The sequence below is a fragment of the Algoriphagus limi genome, assembly GCF_024919275.1.
GTDB lineage: Bacteria > Bacteroidota > Bacteroidia > Cytophagales > Cyclobacteriaceae > Algoriphagus > Algoriphagus limi.
Window position 1 is genome coordinate 721739 of the sequence record NZ_JANWGH010000002.1, and the last position, 12014, is coordinate 733752.

At 42.1% G+C, this 12014-nt stretch carries 13 protein-coding genes; 2 read left to right on the forward strand and 11 right to left on the reverse strand.

The features are described from left to right. The first annotated feature begins 45 nt into the window (after positions 1 to 45). A complete protein-coding gene (locus NY014_RS11530) occupies positions 46 to 954 on the forward strand; it encodes an AEC family transporter (protein ID WP_259414730.1) in 909 nt (302 codons plus the stop codon). On the opposite strand, the gene NY014_RS11535 is transcribed toward NY014_RS11530, so the two are convergent. The 11 genes from NY014_RS11535 to NY014_RS11585 form a co-directional block, all read right to left on the reverse strand. Further along, on the reverse strand, positions 946 to 1752 hold the full coding sequence (locus tag NY014_RS11535) for an inositol monophosphatase family protein (RefSeq protein ID WP_259414731.1): 807 nt from the start codon (positions 1750 to 1752) through the stop codon (positions 946 to 948). The two genes, NY014_RS11530 and NY014_RS11535, sit on opposite strands and share 9 nt — an antisense overlap. 47 nt (positions 1753 to 1799) lie before the next feature. After that, positions 1800 to 2543 carry a 16S rRNA (cytidine(1402)-2'-O)-methyltransferase gene (rsmI, locus tag NY014_RS11540; protein ID WP_259414732.1) on the reverse strand — a complete coding sequence of 248 codons (744 nt, stop codon included), beginning with the start codon at positions 2541 to 2543 and terminating at the stop codon, positions 1800 to 1802. After that, positions 2540 to 2773, reverse strand: a complete 234-nt coding sequence (locus tag NY014_RS11545) for a 4a-hydroxytetrahydrobiopterin dehydratase (protein WP_259414733.1) — start codon at positions 2771 to 2773, stop codon at positions 2540 to 2542. Before NY014_RS11545 ends, rsmI begins: the two co-directional genes overlap by 4 nt. 12 nt (positions 2774 to 2785) lie before the next feature. Next, positions 2786 to 3055: a DUF493 domain-containing protein gene (locus tag NY014_RS11550; RefSeq protein ID WP_135071874.1), complete on the reverse strand. Its 270-nt coding sequence runs from the start codon at positions 3053 to 3055 to the stop codon at positions 2786 to 2788. A gap of 69 nt (positions 3056 to 3124) precedes the next feature. After that, positions 3125 to 5233 (reverse strand): peptidylprolyl isomerase, encoded by a 2109-nt coding sequence (locus tag NY014_RS11555; RefSeq protein WP_259414734.1) that lies wholly within the window; start codon positions 5231 to 5233, stop codon positions 3125 to 3127. A gap of 85 nt (positions 5234 to 5318) precedes the next feature. Next, positions 5319 to 6599: a hemolysin family protein gene (locus NY014_RS11560; protein WP_259414735.1), complete on the reverse strand. Its 1281-nt coding sequence runs from the start codon at positions 6597 to 6599 to the stop codon at positions 5319 to 5321. 3 nt (positions 6600 to 6602) lie between these two features. After that, a complete protein-coding gene (locus tag NY014_RS11565; protein ID WP_259414736.1) occupies positions 6603 to 6809 on the reverse strand; it encodes a hypothetical protein in 207 nt (68 codons plus the stop codon). After that, on the reverse strand, positions 6806 to 7348 hold the full coding sequence (lptC, locus tag NY014_RS11570) for an LPS export ABC transporter periplasmic protein LptC (protein ID WP_259414737.1): 543 nt from the start codon (positions 7346 to 7348) through the stop codon (positions 6806 to 6808). Before lptC ends, NY014_RS11565 begins: the two co-directional genes overlap by 4 nt. Before the next feature lie 84 nt (positions 7349 to 7432). Further along, a complete protein-coding gene (locus NY014_RS11575; protein ID WP_259414738.1) occupies positions 7433 to 8737 on the reverse strand; it encodes a tetratricopeptide repeat protein in 1305 nt (434 codons plus the stop codon). A gap of 36 nt (positions 8738 to 8773) precedes the next feature. Further along, positions 8774 to 10057, reverse strand: coding sequence for a BamG family beta-barrel-assembly machinery protein (gene bamG, locus NY014_RS11580; RefSeq protein ID WP_259414739.1), 1284 nt, complete (start codon positions 10055 to 10057; stop codon positions 8774 to 8776). Next, complete coding sequence (locus NY014_RS11585) at positions 10041 to 10763, reverse strand: type III pantothenate kinase (RefSeq protein WP_259414740.1); 723 nt, start codon at positions 10761 to 10763, stop codon at positions 10041 to 10043. The genes bamG and NY014_RS11585 overlap by 17 nt, the downstream gene beginning before the upstream one ends. A gap of 99 nt (positions 10764 to 10862) precedes the next feature. On the opposite strand from NY014_RS11585, the gene NY014_RS11590 reads away from it, so the two are divergent. Beyond that, positions 10863 to 11933 carry an anhydro-N-acetylmuramic acid kinase gene (locus NY014_RS11590; protein WP_259414741.1) on the forward strand — a complete coding sequence of 357 codons (1071 nt, stop codon included), beginning with the start codon at positions 10863 to 10865 and terminating at the stop codon, positions 11931 to 11933. Positions 11934 to 12014: the final 81 nt, after the last annotated feature.

A 12014-nucleotide genomic window follows, 5' to 3' on the forward strand; every position in this document is an offset into this window, starting at 1 on the left:
AAATTATTTTTATGTTAATAAAACCTGAGTTTTTATCTTTCCTCTATGATAGGAGCCATCCTTGCTTTTTTGTTTTTAATACTGGGACTGATCGGGCAGCGTAAGTCCGGATTTCCAGTTGAAAAAGCGATAAAATGGGTGAATAGTTACTTGTTCAATTTGGTGCTTCCTGCCATTGCTCTTTTATATATTCCTAGCATTGAACCTAGTTGGGGGCTACTGATTCCAGTATCGGCTTCTTGGTTGACCTTTTTCCTTTCTTGGTTGGTTTTTGGGATTTTGGGGCGAATCTTGGGTTGGAGCCCCCAGGTTACAGGTTGTCTATCAATTGTAGCCGGTTTAGCGAATACCTCATTTTTAGGCTTCCCTGTTGTGGAAGCACTTTATGGGATTGAAGGTTTGCCTATAGCCTTGTTGATGGATCAAGGGGGCTCATTCCTATTGGTTTCATCCATGGCGATCATCATTGGTTCCATCTATAGTCACCAGTCCGGAGATTACCGGCAAATACCTTGGAAGATATTGAAGTTCCCTCCCTTTGGATTTTTGATTGGAACCCTGATTATGAGTCTTGTGGGATTAAAAACGCCTGAATTCCTACTTCCATTCCTAACTTTAATTGGGAAGTCCATGGCTCCGATGGCCCTATTGGCTATTGGTTTGCGTTTTCGGGTGGAGCGAGCGGATTTGAAGTCTCTTTATTTTTGGGCAGGACTTGGATACCGATTGCTCCTGGCTCCGGCATTAATCTATTTCCTCTACCAAAACTTCATGGATGCAGATGGATTGACCTTCAAAGTCACCGTTTTGGAGTCTGCCATGGCACCGATGATTACAGGCTCGATCGTAGCAATCAATTATAATTTGGCGCCACGCTTGGCGGCTTTGCTTTCAGGTTTGGGGATGGTGGTTTCCCTCATCACCTTAGGGTGCTGGTATTTTTTCCTAGGCTGACCAAATTCGATCAAGTTCTTGTAAGAACTCTTGATGAATCATGGAATTGGTCGCTACAATCTGTCTTCCAAAAATGTAATCCGATCCACCTGAGAAATCTGTGACCTTTCCTCCAGCTTCTTTGACAATCAAAGAGCCCGCGGCAACATCATAGGAGTTCAAGTTGTATTCAAAAAATCCTTCGATTCTACCCATAGCTACATAGGCTAAATCAACAGCTGCAGAACCAAAGCGACGAAGTCCATGTGTGCTTTGCATTAGAGATTTCAATGCCGCCAGGTATTTATCTATCTGTTCAAAGTTATAATACGGGAACCCTGTTGCGATTAAAGAAGCTGCTAGGTTCGGCGCTTTGCTTACATGAATTGGGGTTTCATTGCAAAAAGCTCCTCCTCCTTTAATGGCATAGAAGCATTCGTGGAGGTTGATTTCATAAACCACGCCTAGAATGACTTCTTCCCGCTCCATCAAGGCAATGCTGACAGAGAATATCGGTAAACCATGGATGAAATTGGTGGTGCCATCCAAAGGATCAATAACCCAATTGTACACCTCAGCTCTAGTCGAGTTCGTTCCCTCTTCGGTAATAAAACCTGCCTCTGGAAATATTTGGCCTAGCTGCTCGACGATTCTTCGCTCAGCTTCTTTGTCCACATATGAAACCAAGTCATTGAATCCTTTGTGCTCGACTTTTTGTACATCGAAATGTTGTCGCTCTTTTCGGATAAAGGCACCGACAGACTTGGCTATTTCTTGGGTTTGCTCTAACAGTTGCTGAAGTTTTTCTTGACTGAGCATGGGTAATTTGTTTTTAAAAGTATTGGGGAAAAAAGGGTGAGGAGTATTTAATCCCTGTATTTTTTCGATCGTTTCTCCTGTTTTTCCTCTCTGGATTCTTTCTTTTCGACTTTTCCGGCAACAGTGAGTACTATTTCTCCTTTCAGGGGATTTGTTTCATAATAAGAGATCAATTCTTCCAAGGTTCCTCGAACATTTTCTTCATGGATTTTTGTAAGCTCCCTCGATACGCAAGCCTGTCTGTCTGCTCCAAAAGCTTCAGAAAGCTGCTCTAAGGTCTTGATTAAGCGATGAGGAGATTCATAGAAAATCATGGTTCTTGTTTCATCCACCAAGGAATCGATCCGGGTCTTTCTCCCCTTTTTATGAGGAAGAAATCCTTCAAATACAAAACGATCGTTTGGTAGGCCTGAATTGACCAATGCAGGCACAAAAGCCGTAGGACCTGGAAGGCTTTGAACCTCCAATCCAGCAGCAATTACTTCTCTTACCAGTAAGAATCCAGGATCTGAAATAGCCGGTGTTCCTGCATCAGAAACCAAAGCAAATACTTCTCCTCGCTTCATTCTTTCCACTAACTTTTCAACGGCTTTATGCTCGTTGAAAATATGGTATGATTGAAGGGAATTGGAAATTTCAAGATGCTTGAGTAGCATTCCCGTAGTTCGTGTATCCTCGGCTAAAATCACATCCACCGATTGGAGAATCTCTAAGGCTCGAAGTGTGATGTCTTTGAGATTTCCAATCGGTGTAGGAACCAGGTACAAACTGATGGGAAGTGATTCGCTCATGCTAGGATAGCATCGATGGCTTTTGCCAATTGATGATCTTTTTCAGTTACCGTATTTCCCGCATCATGCGTAGTCAGTTCAATCTCAACTGAATTGTACACATTGCTCCAATTAGGGTGATGCTGCTGAGCTTCTGCCAAAAAGGCCACTCGAGTCATGAAGGCAAATGCCTCTTGGAAATCCTTGAAGGTAAAGGTTTTTTTGAGTCGATTATTTTCTTCTTTCCACATCAGCTAGAAATTTTAAAGTGAAATTACTCCCTCTATGGAAGAGGCTTTTTCATAGTAATTGATGATTTCATCGGCACTGTGTACCATCACTTGAATCGTGGTGCTCACGTATTTTCCTCCAGAGCTTGCTTTTAGGCTCATCTCATTTTTTGGGAAGATCGCACCTATTTCATTTTCCCGTCCATTCGGGACAATGAATTTAAACATATAAAGCATGGGAAATTCTCCATGTGCCTCGAGCTTTTCTTTGAAAGTCTCTTTGCTAAAGGGCTTCTGTAACATTTTCTACCTTTCGAATTTTAATTCTAAAAAGAAACCCATGCCGAGTGACATGGGTTCCAATTTGGTTGTTTAGAAGTATTTGTATCGGTAGTCCTTGACATCTGCGAGATCTTCCAGTGCCATCATGACTTGATAAGAAACCCGCTGTGCACCGCTCTGTGCAAGCTGTGCTTGATATAAGGTGTAATCAGCAATATCAGCCGCTGGAGTCAGCGCATTCAATTTGCCGACAATGATTCCAATATCCTCTTGGATTGGCTTGGTAATTCCTCCTTCGGAAAGTCCAAAGATGGCTCCGACAGCCTTTGGTGCAAAACCGATTCCCGGAATTACTGAAGAGCTCAATTTCAAATCAGGAATTTCATTGAGTGAAGCATCATCACCATAGACAGATTTCATTTCTTCCAAAGTGCTCTTTCCAGCAAGTGCTTCCATAATCAAGGCAGCCTTCTTGTCATTTCTAACTTGACCTTCTACTTGATCTCTTACATCTGCCAAAGTAGTTTCTTCCTCTTCTTTCTTGCTTACCAAAGTCGCTACGATGTAAGCGTTTTCCAATTCGAATACTGGAGAAACCTCTCCTTCAGTAGCCTCTGCAAAAGCCCATCGGATGATTTCACGGGCATTTTGAAGATTGTTGAGGTTTCGGGAAGTAGCATCTACATTGTTAGCCTGAAGTACTCGGTAGTTTTGGTCTACTGCATTTTCAGTGAACTCATTTCTGTTACCGGACTCAGCTGCGAAAGAATCTGCATTTCTGAAAGCCTCATTTCTAGTTGCGTCAGAAGCGATCAATTCTTTCTGAAGAACAGCGATTTTAGTGTATTCAGTTTTAGGAAGTTCAGTTACTTCAATGATGTGATAACCATACTCGGTTTCTACCAAATTTGGCAGCAAACCTGTAGTTCTGCGAGCATAGGTTGCTTCTGCGAATTCGTCTACAAATTCTTCTTTAGCAAACCATCCCAAATCACCACCGGTTTGAGAAGTTCCATCCTGACCGTAAGTTCGAGCAGCAGTAGCAAAGTCACCACCGTTTTTCAAATCTTGAAGAACCTCTTCAGCCTGTGCTTTTACTTCAGCTTTAGCAGCATCGTCTAAGCCTTCAGTGCTGAACAAAATGTGAGAAGCTCTCATACGAGGAGTTCCTTCATATTTATCAGAAACCTTGAAGCTGATATATGTAGAGTTTGAGGTTACAAAAGGACCATAAGTTTCGCCTGCTACAAATTCAGAAACGTTTCGAGTCAAATCTTCTGGAAACTCATCTCCTGGGCGGAAAGTATAGAATGCAGGACGAAGGTCAGAGTTTCTGTTTACAAAAACAGAGTCATTATCAGCATTTCTTAATTCTTCCGTCAATTGAGTGATCTCCTCAATTACTGCAGCAGAGTCAGCGCTGCTAGGAAGAATAGAGAAGTTTACATACTCAATATTTGCAGTATTTCCGGTTTGGAATTTCTCTTTGTTATCTCGCAAGTATGCTTCCATTTCAGACTCGCTTACTGAAATAGCGGTATCTGGAATTGCATAGTAAGGCACGAAAAGAATGGAAGCTTCAGCGATAGTATTTGCTGCTTTGTATTCCATTTTGCCTTCTGCAGAAGTAGCATATTCAGAAGTAGCCAATAAGTTGTCATACTTGATTCTTAGGCGAGACTCAGCGAAAAGTTGCTCTTGCTGTGCCCAGAAAGCTTGCTGAGCCGGGTCAGCTGTTTCTAATGACTGAAGGAAAGCAATCAACTGGGTTTTGTCGAATTGACCAGTTTGTGGATTGACCAATTGCTGTCTGAGTTCAGGAACAATGTTTTTTCCCTGCACCATGTCCACCAATTCCTCTGGAGAAATGGTCATACCCAATTTTTCGTATTCTTCGTCGAATACTTTTTCAACGATCATGGCCTGCCAAGCCTGCTCCCTAACGGTAAACATTTCTACCTCAGAAGGAGCTCTTCCAGTTCGTTGCTGATAAGCAATGCGGAATTCTTCCACCTTATCAACATACTCTTGGTAGGTGATTTCTTCACCAGCAATTTCACCCACTACAGGGTTGTTTGATCCCAATAAAGTGGAGTTAGGACTTAGCAAATCCCCACCCAAAAGGAATAGAATCAACCCGCCGGCAATTACACCGATTGCGAGACCTGTCCGCTGTCTTATTTCTTTAATTAACGCCATTAGATTTAGTACACTTTTTTAGAAGAGACGCAAAATAATAGCATTGCGAACGATTTTCAAAATATATTCTGAATCAAAGCCTTATCTAAAAATTCGTGGAGGGGTTGATTTTCAGGCGAAGAGAGTCGATCCGGTGTTCTTGCTTGGACACGATTGTAAAAGTAAAAGGACCAATTGTCACTGACTCCCCTTTCTTGGGAAGGTTTTCTGTATAGGATAAAATCAACCCAGATAGCGTTTCATAGTCTCCAACAGGAAGATTCCACTCATATTTATCGTTCAGATAATCAATTTCATGGCGGGCACTCAGCAAATATTCCTGATCAGAGATTTTTTGCTCGATCAAATCATCGCTGTCATATTCATCTTCAATTTCCCCGAAGATTTCCTCAATAATATCTTCCATAGAGACAATTCCACTCGTGCCGCCAAACTCATCCACTACCAAAGCCAAGCTTTTTCGCTCTTGAATAAATTGGATCAATAATTCATTCGCCAAAGCGGATTCAGGCACAATGATGATTGGTGTGAGAATTTCTTCAATGGTTTTAGGCTTTTTGAAAAGCTCCAGTTGGTGGCAATAGCCGATCACATCATCAATCGTTTCTCTATAGACGATGATTTTGGAATGTCCACTTTCAGCAAACACTTCCTTTAATTCCTCCACTGTATCCTCTACCTCCACAGCAACAATATCAGTACGAGGAATCATACATTCCCGGACTCGGATGGTTTTGAATTCTACCGCATTGTCAAAAATCTTGGTGTCAATCTCGGCATTTCCCTCTGAGCGATCTTGATAAAGGTGATTTTGAATAAAGCTGTTTAAATCAGTTACTGTAAACACAGGCTTGTCTTCGCTGTATTCAAGTCGCAAAACCTTCGTGATGAAAAAACGGGATAGACCTACTACAGCCCAAACGACCGGGTACATTACATAGTAAATCATCAAAAATGGAATCGCAAAAAAGTGAAGCATGCTATTTGGATTAAGCATGAAAATACTTTTAGGCAAAAATTCTGCTGTTATTAATACAATTAAGGTGGAAATCAGAGTTTGTAAAATCAAAACAACACCCTCTTGATTAAAACCTTCCGGAAGCCAGTTTGCGAGAGGCTCTTCCAAAAGAAAGGCCATAAAAATCCCGTAAAGAACCAAAGAGATGGTGTTTCCCATCAGGGTGGTTCCGATGAATTGGCCAGGTCGTTGAACAAAGCTGCTCAGGATTTTTCCACTCAAGGCTCCCTGCTTGCTTTGCAGTTCGATTTGCAGTTTGTTGGAGGAGATGTAGGCGATTTCAATACCAGAAAAGAGGGCCGAAAACAGCAGGGTAATAATGACGTAAATCAAATAGCTCGTTTCCATGGCCTATCGCTTTTTCTTTTTGCTTTTTGGAGATGACTTTTCTTCCTCTTCTGCCTTCTTGGTTTTTCGATATTGAAACCAAAATAGCAAGGCTACCGCAAACATAAAAATGGTATAAGAGTAGCCGATGCCAACGGTAAGCGTTTGGTGGATGCCAATAATTACCAAAGCCAAAGCAAGGGAAAGGATTAATACGTCTGCAAGTTTCATAGACCTTCACCGGGTAGAAGCGTTCTGCTGTCCCGGACATTTTTTAGCGTGTAATTTGTGAAGCTTTCGTCAGCGGTCATTCCGGTACCGTTAAAGAGCGTCTGCTTATCTCTTACGGTTACAAATGTTTCCGTGTAAATAATTTTTTTGGTTGGATCCCAATACAATTCTTCTGCCTGAAGACTTTGATCTTCCAGCATATTGATGACTTGTACATCCCCAACTCCTCGATAGAGATTGTCCTTTTTATTAAAATAGCCTTTATCTGCTCGTAGGGTAGTGCTTAGGGTTCCGTCTTTTTCATAGAATTGGATTTCCACACCTTCAGGAAACTCCATATCTCCTTCCAAATATTCATACTGTTTGGGAGCACGGATTTCAGATCGAAGAAGAGCAGAATCAGATTGAACCACATGAATATTGGTGGCCATATTGACAGGACCTTCATAGACTTGCAAGGCAGCAGCATCCACATTTTCCCTGCAGGAGGTTACAGCCCAGCTAAAAAGAAGCAATCCGATGACAAGAATTCTATTCACAGCACAAAGATACGGGAATTGACTAGATGAGTTCCAACAAAAAAAGGCAGCCCGAAGACTGCCTTTAATTATTGCTATGTGATATTAATCTCTGGTCGCAAGGGTTACTGTTTCACCTATCCAGCATCCAGTGTTCATACTCTGACCAGCTTGTAGGCCTTCAGTAAATAGTTCTTCCTTGGAAGGGAATCGGGCTCTCGCTTGAGCCATACCCTGAGAATCTCCTGCTCGCTGATAAGCATTGTATGCTGCAATGTAGATTGAGTAGTCTTTTGCTCTAGACTGACCACCTCTACAATCGTTGAAGGAGTTCATATACAATTGTGCGATCAAGGTATAAGCATCTTTTACAACTTCTTCATTTAGAGAAGCAGCAGTTTTTGCAGCGTTTCTTGCATCTGATTTTCTACCTAAGTTACCGTAGATCTTTGCAAGTTCCATTTGCATTTCAGACCGCTGAACATCGTTTTCTGCCAACTCAAGAGCCTTTTGAACAACAGGGAGAGCCTTTTCGAAATCTTGCTCTTGCATGTAGCGCATTGCTCGGACTTGAGAGGTAGAGTATGTTGGGTTCTTGGAGTCGATTAGTTCCAATGCAGCCAAGAAGGCATTAGAAGAGAAACACTTGTATTGTACAGAGTATTTGAAAATCTGATTAGCCAAAGCCTCATTGGTAGGATCAGCCGCCAATTTTGGTCCCATGTTGTTTTCGATGAAGTCACAATCGATCAATTTCATCGCCACCAAGATGGTCTCTGTTGTGCTTTTTGGTCTGGAAACATCCTTTCCTGCTGCAGCTGCTTTGTCCAAATGCTCTTGGATTTTGTCATAAATAGCCAAAACCTCTTCAGGCTGATAGGCCTTGTTGTAAGCATTGTGTCTGTATACTGCATCGAAATAAGCAGAATAAAGGTCTACTAGAGACAGTTCTCCGTTCAATTCGATAGCTCTTTCGAAGTCAGCAACTACATCGCCTAATTTTTCCTTGGTTCCTTTATAGAAGCCATATCCGAAATAAGCTTTGTTTTCGATCCACTTATCAGCATTGTTGAAAATTTGATCGCGCTTATCGTAGATAGCCATTACAGAATCTTGGTATACTCGCTTTTGGGCTTCATCAGCAGTAGCATCAGCGGCACCTTTGTATACAGTCACACCATTGATATAGATTGACTCGTTAAGCTCAGGAACATTCACAAGCAGCCAGTTTAGAGGCTTAGTAGCTTCCACGAACTGCTCAGACTTCATGTAGTCTGTGTAAGCGGCGTTAAGTTCACGCGCTTTAGCTTCTTGCTCAGAATCTGCGGGCCAATTCCATCCATCCTGGGCCTGCACCATGCCTGCCAGGAGTAAGGCTGAAAGCCCCAGAAGGGTTGATTTAATTTTCATGGTTTCTGTTGGTTTTATTCGGTTTAATAGTAATCTCTATTCAAATACACGCTTGTAGAACCAAGTGTTATCGTTCAATGAGAACCCAAGCGAGAAATTCACATAGGTCTCTCTGACCAATCCTTGCTCCAAGGTACCTCGGCGTCCCACTTTGACAGCCAGGTTGAGTAAGGATAATTGATTAACACGAAACGAGGTTCCAAAGTTAATGCCAAGGTCATTGATTGTAGTTTGGTTCAGATAGTAGGGAGTCTGTTGGAACTCTACCCCCACCCTATAAGTGGATCGTTTAGCGAGATTGTCAACGGACAAATAATCCGGCACAATTTCAAAACCAAGGCCTACTTTTATTGCTTCTCGGAGACTCAAAGGGTCACCCAAGAAAGATCGGAATCCTGTAAAATCTTGGTACTGACCTTCCAGACCGATCACAAATTTATTCAATCTTTCAAAACTAACCCCAAATCCGTAACGATTTGGTATATAAACACTTCCCTTCTCGTCGTTAGCGAGAAGATCACCTGGCGTTTCGGGGTCGCTAGCTTGCCCAAATGCTGCCAGTTTGGCAAAAGCTTTTCCACGGACATCCCCTAAAGTCTGATAAATGGCACCAAGATGAAGGTTGCTGTTTTCATTCAGCCGGAAATAGTAGTGGGCACCGAATTTTAAGCCTACATCACTGATTGTTAATCTTTCATAAAATTCAGATGAGTTCCCTACTTGGGTCCCCAACGAGTCATAAATCGCCAATTGGTTGGTTCGTATGGTAGAGCCAAAAAGATAGGAACCGTGAACGCCAATACTTAGATTTTTTGCCAATAAAAATCCTGCACTTAGGTAAGCTTCGGAAATACCCCCATCTCCTGTGATGGTATTAAAGCTGTTAAGCTGTGTACCTGCTACCTGACTTGTAATCTCTAAATCATAGTTTACCGATGTAAGCTGATTCAAACCCATTCCCATAGTAAACTTGGTAGGCTTGAACGGCAAAGTCATAGCAATATATGAAAGGCCACCTCCATCTACATCTGAGGATTCACTTCCATTATTTGCGTTGATACGCTTGTAATTGAGGGCAGCTTGGAAATTAAAAATCGTATTCCTTGTCTGAAGGGCAGGGTTCACCACATTTGGATTCCATCCGGTTCCAAAACTGATCCCCAAACCTCCTGTTCCCTGATTATGGGTTAATCCGGAGTAATTGAATTCTCCGATTCCCAAAGCGGAATAGGTTGAAGCACTGGACTGAGCCTGTACCTCTCTAAACAAGAAAAGGGTGCAGCAAACACCCAGCAAATGCCATTTAAATCTGTTTAACATTGTGGTTTAGAATGCAATTTAATCCTCGCAGGACCAAATTTGGGACTACAAATATGTGGTCTTTTGCCAATGATTCAAAAGATTGTGCATCACCCCCACAAATAAATACCTGTAAATCGGAGAATTTCTGCTTGAGCTCGGCAATATAGCCCTCCATTTCATGGGCTATTCCATACCAAACCCCGGCTTTCATTCCTTCCAAGGTACTTGTACCAATGGGTGAATTCGGCTTTCCTTCTAGCTCAATCATAGGGAGTCTTGCGGTAAACTCATGCATGGCTCTCGCTCGCATCCGCAAACCCGGGCTGATCGCACCTCCTCTATACACACCCGTAGGGTTTACCAATTCGAAAGTCATGCAGCTGCCCAAGTCAATTGCTAAAACGGCTTTTCCTCCAGCCAAATTCCAAGCTCCAACAGCTGCTGCTATTCTATCCAATCCGAGGGTTTGTGGGGTGCTATAGCCATTGGTAATGGGAAGCGGAGTATTCCATTCCAAAAAATGAAATGGGAATGTCAGCTCTTTGTGAAGCTCATCTTTTGACCATCGAACGGAAGAAATCAGGCAAGCATCAAAGGCTGTTTCTTCCCATAGGGACTTTCCTTCAGCGAGTTCCTGAAAGGATTTTTCCCAAATCAATTCATCCTCTTCGAAAAAAGCCGATTTGATCCGAGAGTTACCGATGTCGATGATTAAGTTTTTCATATGACAAAAGGCCTGCAAAATAACCAATTCAAAAAAGCCTACTTTTTATCTTTTCTAAAATTATCTTTAATCCTCGTTTAACTTAACAAACATTAACCCATGGAGAATTCTGCTGAATTAATCGGTTTGATGTCCGGTACTTCAGGTGATGGATTGGATATCGCTTATTGCCGATTTGAAAAAGGAGATCAATGGTCCTTCAAAATTCTCCACGCGTTGACTAAACCCTTTCCAAAAGAGCTAGGAACATTACTTCAAAATTCCCATCTCCTTTCTTCTGAGCAATTGACACAATTGGATGTGGATTTTGGGGCTTGGATGGGAACGCAGGTTCGGAGCTTTTGTGAGGAAAAAAATCTAAATCCTCTGGCAGTTTGTTCTCATGGGCATACCGTTTTTCATCAACCTGCAAAAGGATACAGTCTCCAAATCGGTAATGGTTGGGCTTTGCATAGACAGAGTGGATTCCGGGTGGTAAATGATTTCCGAATGCTGGATGTTCAGCTTGGAGGTCAGGGAGCTCCTTTGGTGCCAATTGGGGATAAATTACTTTTCGGAGAAATGGATTTTTGCCTGAATCTTGGTGGTATTGCCAATATCTCCATGGAAGAAAAAGGGAAGCGTTTAGCCTTCGATACTTGTCCGTTTAACCTCTTACTTAATCCTTTTGCAGAAAAATTGGGTGCTGCCTATGATGACGGAGGGGAGTGGGCTTCCGAAGGTAAAGTGAATAGTGATTTACTAAGCCAACTCAATAATTTACCTTATTACGAACGAGTTGGAGCCAAATCCTTGGGGAGAGAAGATATGGAAAAGGATTTTTTTCCATTACTGGAAAACTCGGATTTAGATGAAAAAGATATTTTGGCGACCCTCGTTGAGCATTATGCCATCCAAATCAGTCAAGTCATTCTTCAATATACAGGTGATTCAGCCCCACGCGTATTGATTACAGGAGGGGGAGCTTATCATGAATTTTTTATTTCCAGGTTAGATTTTTACCTAGAGTCTAATTGGGAAAAGGCAGAGGTTTCTTCTACACTCATTGAATTTAAGGAAGCATTGGTTTTCGCCTTTTTGGGTTATCTGCGGATTTTAGGAATCAACAATGTGCTTTCCGATGTAACTGGTGCCGGAAAAGATTCCTGTTCAGGGGTAATTTATGGCTGATTTTGAGTTTTGAAGGGTGAGAAATCCCCTCATGGATTTTTTCTGGGCTAGGCTGGATAATTTTCTATTTTTGCGCCACAG